Origin of the sequence: Hymenobacter sp. H14-R3, from assembly GCF_030063445.1 — a bacterium.
GTDB lineage: Bacteria > Bacteroidota > Bacteroidia > Cytophagales > Hymenobacteraceae > Hymenobacter.
In genome coordinates this window covers 166342-186517 of sequence record NZ_JASITD010000007.1, presented here as the reverse complement: position 1 = coordinate 186517, position 20176 = coordinate 166342, and the positions used below count along the sequence as shown (strand labels likewise).

Annotated in this window: 20 protein-coding genes; 18 read left to right on the top strand and 2 right to left on the bottom strand. The window is 60.8% G+C overall.

Annotated features, from left to right (window positions below; genetic code table 11):
• Positions 1-187: 187 nt before the first annotated feature.
• The gene (locus tag QMK33_RS09180) at positions 188-2362 is read right to left on the bottom strand and encodes a glycosyl hydrolase (RefSeq protein ID WP_283564280.1); all 2175 of its coding nucleotides are present in this window, start codon (positions 2360-2362) and stop codon (positions 188-190) included.
• 271 nt (positions 2363-2633) lie between these two features.
• Between QMK33_RS09180 and QMK33_RS09175 the strand changes: the two genes are divergently transcribed.
• The 8 genes from QMK33_RS09175 to QMK33_RS09140 all read left to right on the top strand — a co-directional run bounded on the left by QMK33_RS09175 (position 2634) and on the right by QMK33_RS09140 (position 9193).
• A complete protein-coding gene (locus QMK33_RS09175; protein WP_283564279.1) occupies positions 2634-2903 on the top strand; it encodes a protein tyrosine phosphatase in 270 nt (89 codons plus the stop codon).
• 165 nt (positions 2904-3068) lie between these two features.
• A complete protein-coding gene (lpxD, locus tag QMK33_RS09170; RefSeq protein ID WP_283564278.1) occupies positions 3069-4109 on the top strand; it encodes a UDP-3-O-(3-hydroxymyristoyl)glucosamine N-acyltransferase in 1041 nt (346 codons plus the stop codon).
• 122 nt (positions 4110-4231) lie between these two features.
• Entirely contained in the window at positions 4232-5629 is a 1398-nt protein-coding gene (locus QMK33_RS09165; RefSeq protein ID WP_283564277.1) for a bifunctional UDP-3-O-[3-hydroxymyristoyl] N-acetylglucosamine deacetylase/3-hydroxyacyl-ACP dehydratase, read from the top strand.
• 92 nt (positions 5630-5721) lie between these two features.
• A complete protein-coding gene (gene lpxA, locus QMK33_RS09160; protein ID WP_283564276.1) occupies positions 5722-6528 on the top strand; it encodes an acyl-ACP--UDP-N-acetylglucosamine O-acyltransferase in 807 nt (268 codons plus the stop codon).
• A 79-nt stretch (positions 6529-6607) separates the two neighbouring features.
• Positions 6608-7237: an ABC transporter ATP-binding protein gene (locus tag QMK33_RS09155; protein ID WP_283564275.1), complete on the top strand. Its 630-nt coding sequence runs from the start codon at positions 6608-6610 to the stop codon at positions 7235-7237.
• Between the two features lie 54 nt (positions 7238-7291).
• The gene (locus QMK33_RS09150) at positions 7292-7864 is read left to right on the top strand and encodes a Uma2 family endonuclease (RefSeq protein WP_283564274.1); all 573 of its coding nucleotides are present in this window, start codon (positions 7292-7294) and stop codon (positions 7862-7864) included.
• A gap of 115 nt (positions 7865-7979) precedes the next feature.
• The gene (locus tag QMK33_RS09145) at positions 7980-8336 is read left to right on the top strand and encodes a hypothetical protein (protein WP_283564273.1); all 357 of its coding nucleotides are present in this window, start codon (positions 7980-7982) and stop codon (positions 8334-8336) included.
• Positions 8337-8758: 422 nt separating this feature from the next.
• Positions 8759-9193, top strand: a complete 435-nt coding sequence (locus QMK33_RS09140) for a tetratricopeptide repeat protein (protein ID WP_283564272.1) — start codon at positions 8759-8761, stop codon at positions 9191-9193.
• A gap of 244 nt (positions 9194-9437) precedes the next feature.
• Here QMK33_RS09140 and QMK33_RS09135 read toward each other — a convergent pair whose 3' ends face one another.
• Positions 9438-10238: a DUF4197 domain-containing protein gene (locus tag QMK33_RS09135; RefSeq protein WP_283564271.1), complete on the bottom strand. Its 801-nt coding sequence runs from the start codon at positions 10236-10238 to the stop codon at positions 9438-9440.
• Positions 10239-10357: 119 nt separating this feature from the next.
• On the opposite strand from QMK33_RS09135, the gene QMK33_RS09130 reads away from it, so the two are divergent.
• The 10 genes from QMK33_RS09130 (at position 10358) to QMK33_RS09085 (ending at position 20102) form a co-directional block, all read left to right on the top strand.
• A complete protein-coding gene (locus tag QMK33_RS09130) occupies positions 10358-11623 on the top strand; it encodes a competence/damage-inducible protein A (RefSeq protein ID WP_283564270.1) in 1266 nt (421 codons plus the stop codon).
• A gap of 226 nt (positions 11624-11849) precedes the next feature.
• Entirely contained in the window at positions 11850-12392 is a 543-nt protein-coding gene (locus QMK33_RS09125) for a hypothetical protein (RefSeq protein ID WP_283564269.1), read from the top strand.
• Positions 12393-12495: 103 nt separating this feature from the next.
• A complete protein-coding gene (locus QMK33_RS09120) occupies positions 12496-13845 on the top strand; it encodes an AMP-binding protein (RefSeq protein ID WP_283564268.1) in 1350 nt (449 codons plus the stop codon).
• A gap of 168 nt (positions 13846-14013) precedes the next feature.
• Positions 14014-15087 (top strand): 1,2-phenylacetyl-CoA epoxidase subunit PaaE, encoded by a 1074-nt coding sequence (gene paaE / locus QMK33_RS09115; RefSeq protein ID WP_283564267.1) that lies wholly within the window; start codon positions 14014-14016, stop codon positions 15085-15087.
• Between the two features lie 114 nt (positions 15088-15201).
• Positions 15202-16272: an AI-2E family transporter gene (locus QMK33_RS09110; protein WP_283564266.1), complete on the top strand. Its 1071-nt coding sequence runs from the start codon at positions 15202-15204 to the stop codon at positions 16270-16272.
• 132 nt (positions 16273-16404) lie between these two features.
• A complete protein-coding gene (gene paaA, locus QMK33_RS09105) occupies positions 16405-17361 on the top strand; it encodes a 1,2-phenylacetyl-CoA epoxidase subunit PaaA (protein ID WP_283564265.1) in 957 nt (318 codons plus the stop codon).
• Positions 17362-17493: 132 nt separating this feature from the next.
• Positions 17494-17781, top strand: a complete 288-nt coding sequence (paaB, locus tag QMK33_RS09100) for a 1,2-phenylacetyl-CoA epoxidase subunit PaaB (RefSeq protein WP_133655299.1) — start codon at positions 17494-17496, stop codon at positions 17779-17781.
• Between the two features lie 11 nt (positions 17782-17792).
• Entirely contained in the window at positions 17793-18587 is a 795-nt protein-coding gene (gene paaC / locus QMK33_RS09095) for a 1,2-phenylacetyl-CoA epoxidase subunit PaaC (RefSeq protein ID WP_283564264.1), read from the top strand.
• A gap of 60 nt (positions 18588-18647) precedes the next feature.
• Positions 18648-19190, top strand: a complete 543-nt coding sequence (gene paaD, locus QMK33_RS09090) for a 1,2-phenylacetyl-CoA epoxidase subunit PaaD (protein WP_283564263.1) — start codon at positions 18648-18650, stop codon at positions 19188-19190.
• Between the two features lie 129 nt (positions 19191-19319).
• Positions 19320-20102 (top strand): enoyl-CoA hydratase-related protein, encoded by a 783-nt coding sequence (locus QMK33_RS09085; protein ID WP_283564262.1) that lies wholly within the window; start codon positions 19320-19322, stop codon positions 20100-20102.
• Positions 20103-20176: the final 74 nt, after the last annotated feature.

Here is a 20176-nt window from a genome sequence, read left to right as displayed (position 1 = left end):
TTTATGTTCGTAAAATTAAGTTTATCAGCAACTTGTGATTAATGAAAATTCGCCCTTTTCTTAGCAATAATTGCATTTTTAGCACTTACTGCGTTACCGAAAGCGCCACAAAAAACCCTGCTCCCAATTGCCGGCAAGCCAGCAGCTGAGAGCAGGATTTTAACGGGCGGGCAATTGGGCGGCTAGCTTACAAAACCTGCACGCGCTGGCTGAGTGCGGGCCCCGTGGCCGGGCGCACCAACACCTGGTAAATGCCGGGGGCCACGCCCGCAAGCGGCAGCTGGAGCTGGTTGTCGCCGGCCTGCAGGCGCGGGCGCAGCGTGGCCACGCGCTGGCCCAGGCTGTTGACGAGTTCCACGCCCACCTCCTGGGCGGCCGTAAGCCGCAGGCCCAGGTTGAGCATGGCGCCGCTGGTGGGGTTGGGGTACACCGCCAGGCCAGCCGAAACGGCCGCCGCCCCGCTTTTGGCGGCCAGGGCCGTACCCTGCCAGTCGGCCAGCTTGTCTTTGGTGATGATGTCGCGGTCGTTGTAGAGGCTGCGCAGGAAGCCCACCTGCTGATTGCGGATGTAGGTGCCCTGCCACGCGCAGAACCACGACCACCAGGTGGCGTAGCCCCGAATCTGGTCGGGGTTGGCCAGGCTGCCGCTCTCGCTCAGGGCCACCAGCTTGCGGGGGGCCACCAGCGTTTTCATGGCGTCCCACTTGCTCGACAGGTTTACGTTGGGGTCGATGGTGGCCTGGTATTCGTCGGCGCTGGCAATGTCCACGTACGCATCGCCGGGGTACCAGGCGGCATCGGGCACGTCGTTGATGGAGTACACCCAAATCAGGTTGTGCAGCTGGTGGCGCACGGTGAGGCGGGTATAGAGCAGCTGCCAGAGCTGCTTGAAGGCCGTGGGCCCCTGGTTGCCCCACCAGAAGAACGTGCCGGGCGTTTCGTGCAGCGGGCGCCACAGCACCGGCACCCCAGCCGCCTGAAACTTCTTCAGCTGCACGGCAATCAAATCTATATCCCTCATCAGCAAGCGGTAGCGCGTGCTGGTAGTATCGGCCAGCGCGGCGGCAAAGTTGAAGCTCGTATTCTTGGTGTAAAAGGCCCCGCTGGGGTCTACGCTGCCGTTGCCGTTGGTGGCCGTAATATCGGCTGGGGCGCGCCAATGCCAAATCAGGCTGGTAATGCCGCGGCCGTTGCCGCTCTTGGCCCACGTGAGGAAGCGTTCGGTAGTACCCGTGGGCGTGCCGTAGGCCGCCACCGGGGCCGATGAATAATCATACAGGTCCATACTGACAATGGCGGGCTCCTTGCCGGTGGTGGCCAGCACGTAGCTTACCTCCGAGTTGCCGTTGCCGTAGCTATCATCCTGCTGCCCGGCCAGCACCTTGGTGCCGTACAAGTCAACCAGGTACGAGAACAGCGCCTTGGCCCCCGCCGTGGCCAGCGGGTCAACCAGGGTTTTGGCGGGCTTCACGGGCAGGGCCACCGTGGTGGGCGTCAGCTGCACGTAGTCGATGCCGTAGAAGCCGTAGTTGCCGCCAATCACAATCGTGTTGAGGCCAGCCGGCAGCAGCACCTGGCCCCCACCGGCCACGCTGAAGGGGGCTGAGGCAGACGTTTGGGGGAAGGATACCGTGGCTTTCGAGCCGTTTGTCGTCACATTGGCTACCTTGAGGCTGAAGGTCGACGTGTAGCCAACTGCCAGCTGGTAGAGCCCGGCCGTGGGTAGGTTGAAGCTGATGCTCACGTTGTTGGCATCGCTGTTGGTGAAGCCCGTGACGAAGCCCGTGCCCGAAAAGCCGGTGGGCGTGGTGGCCACGGTTACGCTGTTCAGGTCGGCCAGCTCGGCTTCGAGCCGGTTGTTGACGAGCGGCACCAGCGTGGTCACCACGGGCACCAGCTCGATGTAGTCGATGCCGTAGTACCCCTGGTTGGCCTTGATAACGAGCTTGTTCTGGCCCGCCGCGTACACCGCGCGGCCCAAAGACACCGAGCCAAAAGCCGCGCCGGTGCTGGGCAAGGACTTGTCGGCCGCCACGCCGTTGAGCACCACCGTGCTCGTGCGCGCCCCGCTGGTGGGCAGCGTGTAGCGAATAGTCAGGTCGTAGCGACTGGCCTGGGTCGGAAAGTTAAATACCAGACTATCACTGGCTTGCGAAAAGTCGCCCACGTAGCCCGTGCCCGAGAAGCCGGCCGTAGCGGTCAGTTTGGTGGGGCCGTAAACCAGGGCGTCTTCGGCTTCGAGCCGGATAGTGGCGGCGGCCTGCGCCCAACTGCGGCCGGGCAGCAGCAGGGCCAGTAGCAGGGCCACGGCCCCCAGCCAGCGGCCGGGCAAAGTGGCTAAAACAGGGTAAGAACGGAGCATAAGCTTGAGGCGGCCTAGGTGGGATAAGATGCTCAAAAACAAGGCTTTTTGAGCTGATACAATCTGGCCAGCCGAACAGCCAGATTGTTTAGTAAAAGTAACGTTATCAAATCGTTGCGAGTAATAGAAATTCGTCGTTTTCTTGCGCTAAAAAATCCGCCAGCCCACTTTAACTGCTTCCCCACCCCCGCCCCGCCAGTTCCTGTTTATATGCAGCCAGAACCGCTGGCGCAGTCTCACCGCCAAGCGCCTCTTCGATGGCCACCCGCACTTGCTGGCCCGCTCGGCGGGTACCGAGCCGGGGGCCCGCGTGCGCGTGGCCGCCGGCCACCTGGGCTGGGCCGATATCATCTTCGTGATGGAAAAAAAGCACGCCGACCACCTGCGGGCCAAGTTTGGGGCCGCGCTGCGGGGCAAGACTATCGTTAACCTGCGCATCCCCGACGACTATCAGTTTCAGGACCCCGCCCTGGTGGCGCTGCTGCGCGAGCGGCTGCAAGCCCACTCCAGGACCACAGACTTGACTGATTTCAGCGGCTAGAACGGCTTAGTCGTGGTTCTGCCTCAACGGATAAAACCACAAATACTTCGCTTTGTCGGGCCTCGACCCCGTGCACACAGGTGCATGAGGCAAGGGACAAACCCACAAATAAGCCGTTCTAGCCGCTGAAATCAGTTAAATCTGTGGTCTGTACTTTTGCCCCCTATGGAGTTTACCGTTGCGCAGATTGCCCAAGTGGTGGGCGGCACCGTGGAGGGCGATGCCACCGCTACCGTGTCGAGCCTAGCCAAGATTGAGGAAGCCGCGCCCGGCGCGCTCGCCTTTTTGGCCAATGCCAAGTACGAGCACTTTTTATATACCACCCAGGCCACGGCCGTTATCGTGAGCCCCGAGCTGGTGCTGCGCCACCCCGTAGCCGCGGCCCTCGTGCGGGTGCCCGACCCCTACTCGGCCTTCACCAAGCTGCTGGAGTTTTATGCCCAGGCCACGCGCATGGGCAAGCGCGGCGTAGAGCAGCCCAGCTTCATGGGCGAAAGCTCCACCATCGGAACCAACCACTACCGGGGGGCTTTCTCCTACGTAGGCGAGGGCTGCGTGCTGGGCGAAAACGTGCTCGTTTTTCCGCACGCCTACATCGGCGACCGGGTGCGCATCGGCGCCAACTCGGTCGTTCACGCCGGGGCCAAAGTATATGCCGATACCGTTATTGGCCAGCGCTGCGTCATTAAGGCGGGCGCGGTGGTGGGCACCGACGGCTTCGGCTTCGCGCCCCAGGCCGATGGCTCCTATAAGGCCATTCCGCAGATTGGCAACGTGGTACTGGAAGACGATGTGAGCATCGGGGCCAACGCCACCGTGGACTGCGCCACCATGGGCAGCACCACCATCCGGCAGGGCACCAAAATCGACAACCTGGTGCAACTGGCTCATAATGTGGAGATTGGCAAGCATACCGTTATCGCGGCCCAAACGGGTATTTCGGGCTCCTCCAAAATTGGCGACTACTGCGTGCTGGCGGGGCAGGTGGGCCTGGTGGGCCACATCTCGCTGGCCAATCGCACCACCATCGGGGCGCAGAGCGGGCTGGTGAAGTCCGTTAAGGAAGAAGGCCAAATCCTGCAAGGCTACCCGGCCTTCGGCCTGCGGGCCAACCAGCGCGCGGCCGTGGTGTACCGCCGCCTGCCCGAGTTGGAGCAGCGCGTGGCCGCACTCGAAAAAAGCCAGGCAGCGCCCGATAAGGCTTAGCTTTGCACCTGATTTGAGCTGCTAGCTATTAGCTGTTAGCCGTTAGCCTCTTTCAATAGCATTGCAATTGTACGGCTCCCCCAAATGCTAACAGCTAATAGCCAATAGCTAACAGCTAGATAATGAACGACAAACAACACACTATTAAGGCTCCCGTCACGGTACGGGGCATTGGGCTGCACACGGGCGCAGAGGCCACCATGACCTTCTGCCCCGCTCCGGTGGGCCACGGCTATAAGTTTCAGCGCGTCGATTTGCCGGGTCAGCCCCTCGTCGATGCCGACGTCGACAACGTGGTAGACCTCTCGCGGGGCACTACCATCGAGCAGAACGGTGCCCGCATCAACACCGTGGAGCACACGCTGGCTGCCCTGGCGGGCTTGCAGCTCGACAACGTGCTCATCCAGCTCAGCGGCCCCGAGCCGCCCATCATGGATGGCTCGTCGTACGAGTTTATCAAGGCCCTCAACGAGGTGGGCTTTGAGGAGCAGAACGCGCTACGCAACTATTACGAGATTCCCGACACCATCCGCTACATGGATAATGCGCGGGGCGTTGAAATCGCGGCCCTGCCGCTGGCCGACTACCGCCTCACGGTGATGGTCGACTACAACTCGCCGGTGCTGGGCTCGCAGCACGCCACGCTCACCGACATCAAGCAGTTTGAGAGCGAGATTGCCTCGTCGCGTACGTTCTGCTTTTTGCACGAGCTGGAGCAGCTCTATAAGTCGAACCTCATCAAGGGCGGCGACCTTTCGAACGCCATTGTGGTGGTCGACCGCGTGGTGGGCGAGCACGAGCTCGATGAGCTGGCCGCCATGCTGGGCAAGCCCAAGGTGTCGGTGAAGAAGGAAGGTATCCTCAACAACGTGGACCTGCGCCACAAAAATGAGCCCGCCCGCCACAAGCTGCTCGACCTCGTGGGCGACCTCGCCCTGGTGGGCCGCCCGCTGAAGGGCCAGATTCTGGCCGCCCGCCCCGGCCACGCCGCCAACGTCGCCTTCGCCAAAAAAATAAAGAAGCGCATGCTGGAAGACCGTACCAGCGCCGTGCCCTTCTACGACCCCAGCCGCGTGCCGGTGATGGACATCAACCGCATTATGCAGGTGCTGCCCCATCGCTACCCGTTTCTGCTGCTCGACAAGGTCATTCACCTCGATTCGCAGATGGTGACGGCCGTGAAGAACATTACCATGAACGAGCCCTTTTTCCAGGGCCATTTCCCCGGTAACCCCGTGATGCCCGGCGTGTTGCAGATTGAGGCCATGGCCCAAACCGGCGGCATCCTGGTGATGAATACCGTGCCCGACCCCGAGAACTACTGGCAGTACTTTTTGGGCATTGAGAATGCCCGCTTCCGCAAAAAGGTACTCCCCGGCGACACCGTTATCTTCCACTGCCAGCTCATGGCTCCCATCAAGCGCGGCATTGCCAAAATGAAAGGCCAGGCCTTCGTGAATGGCAAAGTGGTGTGCGACGCCGAGATGAGCGCTGCCATTGTGCGCAAAGACAACGTTTAAAGCTAGCTTTTAGCTGATGGCTGCTAGCTGTTAGCTTTTTTCAAAATGTCCAGCTAACAGCTAGCAGCTATTAGCCAACAGCTTAAAAAAGAATGATTTCTCCCCTTGCCCATATCCACCCTGCTGCCCGGCTCGCGCCGGGGGTAACCGTCGAACCGTTTGCCTACATTGCCGGTGACGTGGAAATTGGCGAAAACACTTGGATTGGGCCCAGCGTGACCATTATGGACGGGGCGCGCATTGGGGCCAACTGCCAGATTTTTCCGGGCGCGGTAATTTCGGGCGTTCCGCAGGACCTTAAGTTTGCCGGCGAGGTAACTACCGCGCACATAGGTGATTACACGGTAGTGCGCGAGTGCGTAACCGTGAATCGCGGTACCGTGGACCGCGGCCGCACCGTGGTGGGCAGCTACTGCCTGCTGCAGGCCTACGTGCACATTGCCCACGACTGCCTGGTGGGCGACCACTGCGTGATTTCCAACGCCACCCAAATGGCCGGCCACGTGCAAGTGGGCGATTGGGCCATTATCGGTGGCACCACGGCCATCCACCAGTTTACCAACATTGGGGCGCACGCCTTTATCGCCGGCGGCTCGCTGGTGCGCAAAGATGTGCCGCCCTTCGTGAAGGCCGCCCGCGAGCCCCTCACCTACGCCGGTGTCAACTCGGTGGGCCTGCGCCGCCGGGGCTTTAGCGAGGAGCAGGTGAATGCCATTCACGAAATGTACCGCACGCTGTACCTCAGCGGCTTATCCATGCAGGATGCGCTAAGCCGCATCGAAACCGAGCTACCCGCCCTCCCCGAGCGCGACCAGGTAGTGGAATTTGTGCGCTCGGCAGCACGGGGCGTTATCAAAGGCCCCAGCCGCGGCGCACTCCTCGAAGAAGGCGCTGACTAATTCGTTGAGCCATTAACTTTTAGCTGCCAGCTACTAGCCTAGCGCAGGATAAAAGCTAACGGCTAGCCGCTACAAGCTAATGGCTTTACAAATTGACGCCCAAAACCTGGGCCGCCGCTACGGCCGCCAGTGGATATTCCGGCAGCTAAGCCACGCATTTCAGCCCGGCACGGCCACGGCCATTCTCGGTCCCAACGGGGCGGGCAAAAGCACACTGCTCAGCATTCTGGCTGGGCAGCTGCTGCCCACCGAGGGCGCGGTAACGTATTCGCTTGCCGGTAAAACCTTGCTGGTAACTGAGATACCCAGGTACCTGGCCTACTGCGCGCCCTACCTGGAGCTGCCCGAAGACTTTACCCTGCTGGAGCTGCTGGCCTTTCACACCCGCCTCAAGCCGCTGCGGCCGGGCGTGTCGGCAGCCGGGCTGGTAGAGCTGATGTATTTGCAGAAGGCGCGCCACCAGTCGGTGCGCACCTTCTCCTCAGGCATGAAGCAGCGCCTCAAGCTGGGGCTGGCCCTGTACGCAGCCGCCCCGCTGCTGCTGCTCGACGAGCCCACTACTAACCTCGACGCCCAGGGCGCCGCCTGGTATCTGGAGCACGTGGCGCGCGTGCGCGACGCCGGCCGGCTGGTCATCGTATCGTCCAACGTGCCGGCCGAATATGCCTTTTGCGAAGCGCAGGTACTGATTACCGACTTTCAGCGGTAGCCGGGCGCCGTAGTACGTTTGAAGCCCCGAAGCGCCACAGCCCTGCCCTACCCAATGAGCCCGCAGTCCCCTATTTCCGAAGCAGACTACCTAGCAACCGAGCGGCGCGCGCTGGTGAAGCACGAGTACCTGGCCGGGCAGTTGCTACCGATGCCCGCCGTGAGCACCGCGCACGCCCGGCTGGCCACCAACGCCGGCCAGCTGCTGGCCGACCAGCTCCCCGACGATGCCGACGGGGCCGTGCTGGGCCGGGGCGTGCGTCTGTATGCCCCGGAGGGGCCGCTGTTTACCTACCCCGACGTAGCCGTGGTAGCCGGCCCGGTGCAGCTGCGGCCCGATGGCCACCAAGACACCCTGCTCAATCCCGTGCTGCTGGTGAAGGTGCTGCCCCACGCCCTGCCGACGCATTTTCAGCAGGTATTTGAGCTGTATTATTCCATTCCGTCGGTGCAGCACGTGCTACTGGTAACCGAATACGCGGCGCGGGTATCGCTGGGCTCGCGCAATACCAACGGCCTGCTGAGCGTATATGGCTTTAAAGAGCTGAAGGACACCATTTTACTACCCGATTTAGGATTGAAGATAGCGCTGGCCGAGCTTTACGAAGGCGTATCGCTGGGGGGCTGAACAAGGGCCGGCCCGGCTGGGCCACGTGCCCGGCCCCAACCCTATTTGGCCGCCGCCCGTATCTTTGCAGCGCTTTCAAAACCTCATCTAAATCCCTTCTACTGCCATTTTTGCTATGCGACAGTACGATAACCTGGACGACGACTCGCTCGACGACGACGACAACCTCGACGCTTACGCCCGCACGGGCGGCGCCAAAACCAAAGGCTCGGGCGAGGACCAGCTTTCGGCCAAATACGCCGACTACCTGATGTGGTGCGACACCGGCTCCTCGCACGACGAGGCGCTCGACCTGGCCTCCATGACCGAAGAAGAATTCACCACCGCCCAGGCCGCCGAAGACCCCGACGGTAGCAGCAGCAGCGGCTCCCTCGATGACGAAGACGACCTCGACGACGAAGATGACGATGACTCTCTCGGCAGTAGCGCGCGCAGCCGTAGCCGCGGCGACGACTACGACAGCGACTACTAGCTAAGCTCCCGGTCCACCAGCGCAAGCCAGCCGACCGGTTGTCGCTGACCGGCGCGGGCTGCGCAATGACAACCGGTCGGCTGGCTTGCGCCGACGGACCGGGCAGGCGAACCGTAACTTGGGTTACCTGTCAGTTTTTAGCTAAAAAATCTGGTTGGCGAATAGCTTAATTTTGCCCTAACTAAAAGAGCGAGCTGCCCAATGGGTAGCTCGCTCTTTTAGTTAGGGCAGTGCATGCGAAAGATTACCAGCACCAGAAAAGCACCGTAGCCAGCCAAAAAAGAACGTCGTGTTGAGCGCGATGCAGCATCTTGGCTTGTGGCGGGTAAAACAACGAAAAAAGTAGTAGTGCGCAAATACTCGAATGCAAGGCTACTTTTGTTTGAGCCTTAAAAGGCTAGCTACCCCTTTAAACCAAGCCCATGCTTACTACCAAAGAACTGGACGATACAATACACCAACACATCTTGCAGCTTGGTAAAGCTGGCGATGAGTTCATGGAACAAGGCAACTACCCAGATGCTATTGCCCAGTTCAGAGCTGCGTTTGGGCTACTGCCCGAACCCTACCAGGATTGGGAGGCTTCGTTATGGCTGCTCACCTCGTTGGGCGAAGCCTATTACTTTGCCAGCGAGTATACCCAGGCTTACGCGGCCCTGGCTAAGGCGATGCACGTGCCAGGCGCTATTGGCAACCCGCTTATTCATCTTCGCTTGGGCGAAATCCAGTTTGAGCTAGGTAATACCCAGCGGGCAACGGACGAGCTGCTACGCGCTTATATGGGAGGCGGCAAAGAAATTTTTGCGAATGAAGACAAAAAATATGCTGACTTTTTAAAGCAAACCGTCACGTTCTGAAGATGTTACTCTAAAGCAAAACCCACTGAGTCGCAGGCTAAGCCCTCCCTGGTGGGCAGCAACTCTACATTGGCAGGTTAGCGTATTTTCACCGCAGCAAACACAGCGGGCTGCGCAGAGGCTGCTCTTCTGCGCAGCCCGCTGCATTTGCTGCGGTGAAAATACCTGCACTAGAAGCCACTGCAAACAACAGTTTATTATGTATCATAAGTACTTAAAAAATAAGTATTTATGATGCATAAACTTATTTACTACCAAACACCCTTTTGAGAATAGCCGACGACTGCGCGGCCGGGTTTTGGCGGATTTTAGCTTCCTGCTGGGCTAGCAGCACGAAGAGACCGTCCACGGTTTGGGCCGTTACATAGTCGGTAAGGTCGGTTTTGGCGGGCGTCATGAGCGGAATTTTGTTGTAGCGCGCAATGAGCTTGCCGTAGGCGGCGTTGGCGCCCACTTGGTCGAGGCTTTGCACGATGCTGGGGCGTAGGGCGGCGTTAAGGGCCATTTCGGAATTTTTGCGCAGCAGCAGGGTGGCCGCGTCTTTGTTGCTGCTGGTCACGAGCGAGAGCGCATCGCTGAGCGAGAGGTTCTGCAACGCAGTGAGGAATATATCCTTAGCGGCTGGCGCGGCGGCTTCGGCGGCGCGGTTGAGCAGGTTGGTGGCTTGCTCTACGGCCTGCTTACCCAGCGGGCCGGGCAGCGAGCTGAGCGTGGTGGCCACCAACTGGGCATCGGGCGGGAAGGGAATGCGGATATCATCGTTCAGGTTGAAACCGTCGGGCTCGGAGGCGAAGGCCACGGCCTTGGTGATGCCATTGGTGAGCGCCTCGCGCAAGCCGGTGTTGGCTTCGGCCTCGGTGAGGGGCGCTACGGGCGCGGGGGCCGGCGCGGCCACGGTTTTGGTGGTAGTGGTGGTTTTTTTAACGGGAGCTTTTACGGCCGCTTTTTTAACGACGGTCGTTTTTTTGGTAGTGGCCTTTTTGGTGGTTTGGGCCAGGGCCGGGGCGGCGCTGCAAAAGGCCAGCGCCAGGAGTAGATTTTTCATGCAACGAAAAAAGGGGGAAAGCGGGACGTAAAAAACCGGACGGCCCGTATAGCTGTCCTGCAAGCACCGCGCCGCAAAGTTCTCCCTAAAACCCGGCCAAACTATTCTAGCCCCTCTCGATGGACGTTGAAATCATGACAATCGGCGACGAGCTGCTCTACGGGCAGGTCGTGGACACCAATTCGGCCTTTATGGGCCAGCAGCTGGGCCGCCTGGGCCTGCGCGTGCGCCAGATAACGAGCGTGAGCGACCGCGCCGACGAAATTGTGGCGGCCCTCGACCAAGCGCGTCAGCGCGCCACGGTTATTTTGATGACTGGCGGCCTCGGCCCTACCAAAGACGACCTCACCAAACACGTGCTGGCCCGCTACTTTGGCCGCGAGCTGGTGCTGCACGAGCCCACGCTGCACCACGTGGAGGATATTTTCCGGCGCTTCAACCGCCCCATGCTTGACGTGAACCGCCAGCAGGCCCTGGTGCCCGCCGGCACCGAGGTGCTGCACAACGCCGTGGGCACCGCGCCCGGCATGTGGATAGAAGATGCTGGCACTGTGTTTATTAGCATGCCCGGCGTGCCCTTCGAAATGAAGCGCCTGATGACCGACGAGGTACTGCCCAAGCTGCAAGCCAAGTTTCAGCTTGCGCCCATCGAGCACGTGGTGGTGATGACGGCCGGGCTGGGCGAGTCGTTTCTGGCCGAGAAAATCAAGGACTGGGAAAATGCGCTGCCACCCAACATCAAGCTGGCCTACCTGCCCAGCCTGGGCAGCGTGCGCCTGCGCCTCACCGGCATCCCCGACGGCCAGCCCAACCTGCGCCCCCGCATGCTGGCCCTGCTGCCGCTGCTACGCCAGTACATTGGCGAATACATTTTTGCCGAAGAAGACTCGCCACTCGAAGTGGTAGTTGGCCAGCTACTTAAGGCCCAGGGCTGGCAGCTGGGCACCGCCGAAAGCTGCACCGGCGGCGCGGTAGCCCAGCGCCTTACCAGCGTAGCGGGTAGCTCGGCCTATTTCCGCGGCAGCGTGGTAGCCTATGACAACGACTTGAAGGAAAGCCTATTAGGCGTGAACGCCGAAACCCTGGGCCAGCACGGTGCCGTAAGCGAGGCCACCGTGCGCGAAATGGCCGAAGGCGCCCGCGCCCGCCTGGGCTGCGACGTAGCCCTGGCCACCAGCGGCATTGCCGGCCCCGGCGGCGGCACGCCGCTCAAGCCGGTAGGCACCATTTTTATCGCCTGCGCCACCCCGTCCGGCACCGTAAGCCGCCAGATTAACATCGACCGCGGCCGCCAGACCAACATCGAGTACACCACCCAGGCCGCGCTCATCTTGCTGTGGCAGCAGCTGGCGGGCCACAAAGAAGCGGAGCTGCTGAAAGTATAGACCTACGGCTGTAGATTAAAAAACAGGAAGTACGTAAATCGTTCGTCATTGCGCGTAGCGCGTAGCAATCGCCCCGGCACGCCCGTCGTGCTGGTGCGATTGCCGCGGCCCTGCTTGGCGCACAATGACAAACGCCTTTTGCGCAAACTCTATTAAAATGACAAATTAAAATCTTGACCAGTAGATTTTTAATTTGTCATTTATCATTTTTAGTTGTTTCTTCCCTATGGATTTTCCTAGCCTTCAGCCCCAGTTTCGGTTTCCGACCTTACTGCTCGCGGTGGGCGTGGCGGGGGTACTGGTCCTGTATGGGGCGGCGGTTTGGGTGGCGGGGCTGGTTGGCCTGGCCGTTGTGCTTGGGCTCAGTTCCCTGGGAACCGGCCTCGAATTCAGCCCCGATTTGCAGCGCTACCGGCAGTATCTTGAGCTACGGCGCTGGCGGGTGGGCCGCTGGCAGTCCTTGCCCCTGGTGGTGGGTATCACGCTGAAGTACTATTCGGCGGTGTCGAAAGACAGCGCCCTTGGCTCCTCCAACAAGTACGCCTGGAAAAACCCCAAGGGCCGCCACCAAGAATTGATTGTGATGCTGTCGCAGCAACGGAGCGCCACGGGCATCATCATGGCCCATTTCAGCCTCGACGCGGTGAACGACGCCATCGACTTTGCGCACGAGCTGGCCGACCGCTTTCAGGTGCCCGTCAATCAGTATTTACCCACTCATTTGTTTCAGCCGCTGCCCGCTGCCCTTGGCTCATCGGCCGGCGAGTAGTTGGGCAGCGCGGCGGCGGTAAGGCAGGGCTTGGCGGTTTAAGACAACAAACGTTTGTTAGTTTTGCAGCGTTGGTTAGCTTTCCTCCCACCCTGCCTTACCCATGCTCTTCAACCCCGATATCGAGCGGCTGCCCCTGCCGCAGCTGCGCGCCCTGCAAAACGCCCGGCTCAAGGAGCAGGTGGCTTACCTGGCGGCGCGGGTGCCGTTCTACCAGCGCAAGTTTGCCGAGGCGGGCATCAACCCCGCCACTTTTCGGGGGCTGGAGGATTTGACGAAGCTGGGCTTTACCAAAAAAACCGATTTTCGGGATAACTACCCCTTCGGCCTGTTTGCGGTGCCCGAGGCCGAGGTAGCGCGGCTGCACTGCTCCAGCGGTACTACGGGCAAGGCCACGGTGGTGGGCTACACGGCTGGCGACCTCGGTATTTTCTCCGAGGTGGTGGCCCGCTCGCTGGCCGCCGCGGGCTGCCGGCCGGGCATGAAGCTGCAAAATGCCTACGGCTACGGCCTGTTTACGGGTGGCCTGGGCATTCACTACGGGGCCGAAAAGCTGGGGCTGACCGTCATTCCCGTATCGGGGGGCAGCACCGACCGGCAGCTGCAACTATTGCAGGACTTTCGGCCCGAAATCATCTGTGCCACCCCTTCTTATGCCCAAGTGCTAGCTGAGGAAATGCAGCGGCGCGGCATTGCGCCCGAGGCCATCAACCTGAAGCTGGCCGTGCTCGGGGCCGAGCCCTGGACGGAGGCCATCCGGCAGCAGGTGCAGGGCGGGCTGCGCGTGGCGGCCACTAACATCTACGGGCTCAGCGAGATACTGGGGCCCGGCATTTCGCAGGAGGACGTGGACGAGCGCGGCACCGGCAGCTACATCTGGGAGGACCACTTTTACCCCGAGATAGTGGACAAGGACACCGGCGAGCCCGTGGCCGAGGGCGAATTTGGCGTACTGGTGCTCAGTACTTTAACCAAGAAAGCGATGCCCATTCTGCGCTACTGGACGGGCGATATTACCAACATCTACTACGGCCACTCGGTGAAGCGCACCCACGTAAAAATGGGGCCGATTCGCGGGCGGGCCGATGACATGCTTATCATTAGGGGCGTTAATTTTTTTCCCACGCAGGTTGAGGATATCCTTAGCGGCCTGGCGCACGCCAGCCCGCACTACCAGGTGGTGGCCACTCGCCGCGGCAGCCTCGACGAAGTAGAGGTGAACGTGGAAGTGGCCGAAACCCTGCTGCACGAACTGGGCCTGGCCACGGCCACCCTCACCGCCGAGCACCTGGTGCAGCACGAGTGCCTGCGCCAGCTTCAGGGCACGTTTGCCAAGAAAATCAAGGATAATATCGGCCTCAGTATGCGCGTCAACCTGCTGGGCTGCGGGCAGTTGCCGCGCAGCGAAGGCGGCAAGCTGAACCGCGTGAAGGACCTGCGGGACGTGCAGTAAAATGGCAGAAACGAGTTAAAAAGAACGGTCATGCAGCCCGCAGGGAAGCATCTCGCGTACCGCACTAACCCAATCGTTAGCCACGCACTCCATCGGTTCAACGAGGCGAACGAGATGCTTCCCTACGGTTTGCATGACAATGATTATTTGCTGAGTAAAATACACTAAATGAGCCGTTTCCATAAACTAGTCATCAAGAGCGTAACCCGCGAAACGCCCGACTGCGTGTCGCTCTCCTTCGAGGTACCGGCCGAGCTGCGCGAGGTTTTCAGCTACCAGCCCGGCCAGTACCTTACCCTGCGCCGCGAGCACCAAGGCGAGGAGCTGCGCCGCAGCTACTCGCTGTGCAGCAGCCCGTTGGACAATGAGTGGCGCGTGGCCATTAAGAAAGTACCCGACGGCCGCTTTTCGACCCTGGCCGTGGACGACGGCCTGCGCCCCGGCGACACCCTCGACGTGATGCCGCCGCAGGGCCGCTTCACAGCCAGCCTGCACCCCACGCAGGCCAAAAGCTACGCGCTGTTTGCGGCTGGCAGCGGCATCACGCCCATTCTGAGCATCGCCAAGACAATTTTGCTCACTGAGCCGGCTAGCCGGGTCTATTTGGTGTATGGCAACCGGGGGCGCAACTCCATTATTTTCAAGGAACAGATTGAGGGTCTGAAGAATAAGTTTGTGCAGCGCCTGAGCGTGTTCCACGTACTGAGCCGCGAACAGGGCGACAGCGACCTGTTTTTTGGCCGCCTCGACTACCCCAAAACTGCCCAACTGCTGCAAACGGCGCTGCCCGCCGCCCGCCTCGACGAGTGCTTTATCTGCGGCCCCGAGGAGATGATTCAGGGCGTGCAGCGGGCCCTTACCGAAGCCGGCGTAGCACCCGATAACATTCATTTTGAGCTGTTTGCCACGGCGGGCGGTCTGGCCAAGGCCAAAACCCAGCGCCCAGTGGGCGACGACGACCAGAAGAGCCAGGTGACCCTGCGTCTCGACGGCCGTGGCTACCGCCTCGACATGTCGTACTACGGTGACACGGTGCTCGATGCGGCGCTGGCCGCCGGTATCGACGCGCCCTACTCGTGTAAAAATGGCATGTGCAGCACCTGCCGCGCCCGCGTCACGAGCGGCACCGCCGCCATGGACGTCAACTACTCGCTCTCCGAAACGGAGGTGGCCAAGGGCTACGTGCTCACCTGCCAGGCTCGCCCCACCACGGCCGAGGTAACTGTCGATTTTGACGAGTAGGGAAGGGGTACGTAGCGCGCGGCGGTTTGGCTTTTCGGCCAGCGGGTGGCTTTCGTCGTAAGCCCCTTGCCCACCAGGAAATCGGCCGGGGCACTGCTTCCCACCCCCCTACTTATGGACCACTTTTCGACTCCTGCTGCTCGCCCTGGCCTAACCCCTTACGTGCAGCGCGTGTGCATTGCGGTGGGCATCACCGTACTGATACTTGCCTTGACGGGCTTGCTGGGCCTGGCATTTGGGGTATTTTTGCGGTTGCTGGCGGCGCTGCTCATTGCGCTGCCGCTGCGGGCGGGGGCCGAGTGGCTGCACCGCCGCATTGGCCTACCCACGGGGCTGGCGGTGGCGCTGCTGGCCCTGCTGATGCTGGGGCTGCTGGGGGGCATTGGCTGGCTGTTTTCGGCCAAGCTCAGCGAGCAACTCAGCGGCTTGCAGCAGCAGCTACCGAAGGCCATTGAGGATGCGCAGGCGCGCATCAGCGGCACCGAGTGGGGCCAGCGTCTGGCTGGCGAAGACTTCGATTACCGCAAGCTCATGGGTGGCACTTCGGAGTGGCTGGGCCGGGCCACGGGTATTTTTTCGACCACATTTAGCATCCTAGCTGATGGCTACGTCATCCTGTTTTTAGCCATATTTCTGGTTATTCAGCCCAAAACCTACCGCGCCGGCCTGGTTATGCTGGTGCCCAAGGCGAGCCGCGCCCGCGCCCACGAGGTGCTCGACAAAGTCAGCAGTACGCTCGTGAACTGGGTGCTGGGCCGGCTGGCGTCGATGCTCTTTGTGGGGGTACTTACGGTGGTGGGGCTCAGCTTTTTGGGTATGCCCCTGGCGGTGGCACTGGGGCTGTTTGCGGGCCTGGTGACATTCATTCCCAACATCGGCCCGGTGGTGTCGATGGTGCCGGCGCTGCTGCTGGCCTTCTTCAACGGCGGCCCCCACATGGCCCTCTACGTACTGCTGCTGTACCTGGCGGCCCAAACACTGGAAAGCGCCGCCGTATCGCCGGTATTGCAGCAGCGGCTCATTTCACTACCGCCAGCGCTTATTTTAGTGGGGCAGCTTGTTATTGGCTCGTTTACCGGGCTGCTGGGGCTCACGCTGGCCACGCCCATCATCGCTATCTTAACCGTGCTGGTAAAAATGCTGTACGTGCAGGATGTGCTGGGCGATGAGGAAGTGAACGTGTAGTGTAAAACGGCGTGGCAATCCGTTTGGCATTGTACGACTTGCGCCAGCGCCAAACTGGGTGCCACACCGTTTGACAGCAATTATTTTCTTACCTTTGAAAAACTAACACTTGTTAGTTAGCGTTGAAGCCCTATGGAAACCCTCGCCCAAGACCTCACCCCCGAAGCCCAATTTCAGGCGCGCATCGACGCCGATATCCGCATCGAGCCCAAAGACTGGATGCCCGAGGCGTACCGCAAGACGCTCATCCGCCAGATTTCACAACATGCTCATTCTGAGCTAGTTGGTATGCTACCAGAGGGTAACTGGATTACCCGGGCGCCCTCGCTCAAGCGCAAGTCCATCCTCCTGGCTAAGGTGCAGGACGAGGCGGGCCACGGCCTGTACCTGTACAGCGCCGCCGAAACCCTGGGCACCTCGCGCGACCAAATGCTGGCCGACCTGCACTCGGGCAAGGCCAAGTATAGCAGCATTTTTAACTACCCTACCCTCAGCTGGGCCGATATGGGCTGCGTGGGCTGGCTCGTCGATGGCGCGGCCATCCTTAACCAAGTGCCGCTGTGCCGCACCAGCTATGGCCCCTACGCCCGCGCAATGGTGCGCGTATGCAAGGAAGAAAGCTTCCACCAGCGTCAGGGCTTTGAGGTTATGCAAACCCTCTGCGAAGGCTCAGTTGCGCAGAAAGAGATGGCTCAGGAGTCGCTCAACCGTTGGTGGTGGCCCACGCTGATGATGTTTGGCCCGGCCGACGACGCCTCGCCCAACACGGAGCAGAGCATGAAGTGGCGCATCAAGCGCTTCACTAACGACGAGCTGCGCCAAAAATTTGTGGACATGATGGTACCGCAGGCCGATTTTCTGGGCCTCACCGTGCCCGACGAGAAAGTGAAGTGGAACGAGGCGCGCCAGGCCTACGACTTCGGCGAAGTGAACTGGGAGGAGTTCTGGGCCGTGGTAAAGGGCAATGGCATGTGCAACCACGAGCGCCTGCAAGCCCGCGTGCAAGCCCACGAAGAAGGCGCCTGGGTGCGCGAGGCGGCTTCGGCCCACGCGGCTAAGCACGCTGCGCGTGAGGCAGTTGCGGCGTAAGAACCTTTGCCCAATAATCGCCTGTTATCCTGAGCTTGCGGAGGAGCTTATCACGCCCGAACGATTTGTTCAACTGGCATAAGGTCCTTCGCAAGCTCAGGATAACAGGCGAGCAAACGACAATAACCAGCCATGAATAACTCTGAATGGCCCCTCTGGGAGGTCTTTATCCGCAGCAAGCAGGGCCTCGACCACAAGCACGTGGGAAGCCTGCACGCCGCCGACGCGGCCATGGCCGTGCAAAACGCCCGCGACGTGTACACGCGCCGCCTTGAAGGCGTGAGCATCTGGGTAGTTGAGTCAAAGCACATTCACGCTTCCAACCCCGATGAGGCGGCCGAATTCTTCGACCCAGCGGCCGATAAAGTGTACCGTCACCCCACGTTCTACGACGTGCCGGACTCCATTAAGCACATGTAATTCAGCGGTTTATGTCAGCCACTCAGCCCGAGCCAGCCGTTGCGGCGGCCCCTACCGCCAACCCCCTGTTTCCGTTTGTGTTGCAGCTGGCCGATACCAGCCTCATCCTGGCGCACCGCCTTTCGGAATGGTGCGGCCACGGCCCCGTGCTGGAGCAGGATTTGGCCCTGGCCAACATCGCCCTCGACCTCCTGGGCGAGGCGCGCAGCTACTACCAGTACGCCGCCGAGCTAGAGGGCAGGGGCCGCACCGAAGACGACCTGGCCTACCTGCGCAGCGCCGTGGAGTACCGCAACCCCCTGCTGGTAGAGCAGCCCAACGGCGACTTTGCCTACACCATTGTGCGGCAGTTTTTGTTCGATAACTTTCATTATCAACTTCTTAAGGGGCTAAAAGACGGGCCCGACACGCAGTTGGCCGCCATTGCCGAGAAGTCGCTCAAAGAAGCCGCCTACCACCTCAAGTGGAGCTCGGAGTGGATGATTCGTCTAGGCGACGGCACCCCCGAGAGCCGGCAGCGCCTCGACAAAGCCATCGCCACGCTCTGGCGCTTCTCGGGCGAGCTGACCACGCCTACCGCCGCCGAAACCAACTTGCAGGAGCTGGGCCTGGTGCCCGACTATGCCGCGCTGCTGCCCGCCATGCAGGCCCACACGGCCCACGTGCTGGCCGAAGCCACCGTGCCGGTGCCCGAGGGCGTATTTGCGCAGCAAGGCGGCAAAAGCGGCCGCCACTCCGAGCACTTGGGCTACCTGCTCACCGAGCTGCAATACATGCAGCGCACTTACCCCGGCCTAACCTGGTGATTAATTGGCTTTTGGCTACTGGTTGTTAGCTAGTGGCTTTTTTTCAATAAGATACCTATAATGAACGAGCCAACAGCCACTACTCAACAGCCATCAGCTACCAGCCAAGCGCCCACAGCTGACAAAATCTGGCAGTTGCTGGAAGAAGTGAGCGACCCCGAAGTGCCCGTTCTCAGCATTCTGGACCTGGGCATTGTGCGCGCTGTGCTTGTTGAGGGTGAGCGTGTTACCGTTACCATCACACCTACCTATTCGGGGTGCCCGGCCATGGGTGCCATTGCCACCGATATTCGGCTGCGGCTGCTGGCCGAGGGCTACACGCAGCTGACCATCACCAACCAGATAAGCCCGGCCTGGACCACCGACTGGATGAGCCAGGCCGGCCGCGACAAGCTCGAAGCTTACGGCATCGCCCCGCCCATTGATGGCACGGCCACCGGCCACGTGCTCAACCTGTTTGGCAAGGATACGGCCGTGCGATGTCCGCTCTGCAAGTCTGCTAACACGCATCTGGTCAGCCAGTTTGGCTCCACGGCATGCAAAGCGCTGTACCAATGCGACGATTGCCGCGAGCCGTTCGATTATTTCAAGTGCCACGCCTAGCAGTAGCGCGAAGCTTCCGCTTCGTGCGCGAGCGTAGCGAGCAGGCGGTCCCGCGCCACATTGGACAAACAACTCACACGAGCTGCGCTCGCGCACGAGGCGGAAGCTTCGCGCTACATCCTCTCTTCTATGCCTGATTCTCCTCTTCTCTACGCCTTCGCCGACGGCGTGGCTACGCTAACCTTCAACCGGCCCAGCGTATTCAACAGTATCAACCAAACCGTGGCGCTGGCTTTGCAGCAGCATCTGCGTGACTGCCAGGCCAATGCCAGCGTGCGGGCCGTGGTGCTCACCGGCACCGGCCGCGCCTTTTGCGCCGGCCAAGACCTGGCTGAGATAACGGGACCCGATGCGCCCGACGTATCGGAGATAGTGGAGAAGCATTACAACCCAATTGTGCTGCTCATCAGGGAGTTAGAAAAACCAATTATTGCGGCCGTAAACGGCGTGGCGGCTGGTGCGGGTGCCAACCTGGCTTTGGCTTGCGACATCGTAGTGGCCAAGGAATCGGCCGCTTTCATTCAGGCTTTCAGCAAGATAGGCTTGGTACCCGACAGCGGCGGCACCTACTTTCTGCCGCGCCTCGTGGGCATGCAGCGCGCCAGCGCGCTCATGCTCACCGGCGACAAGGTAAGCGCCGCCGAAGCCGTGCAGATGGGCATGATTTACAAGGCTTTCGCTGATGATAGCTTTGACCAGGAAGTAGCCAAGCTGGCCAGCAAAATGGCCAACCTACCCACCAAGGGCCTCGCCTACACCAAGCACCTGCTCAACCGCTCGTTTGGCAACGACCTGGCCCAGCAGCTGCGCGCCGAGGGCGACTACCAACTGCGCGCCGGCCAAACCACCGACTATCGCGAGGGCGTAACCGCTTTCCTCGAAAAGCGCCAGCCCACCTTCACTGGCCAGTAAACTACTCGTTTTTCGTTGTTGATTTTTCGTCTGTCGTCTCCTTCCGGCAAAAGATGTAGAACTTCCACAACGAA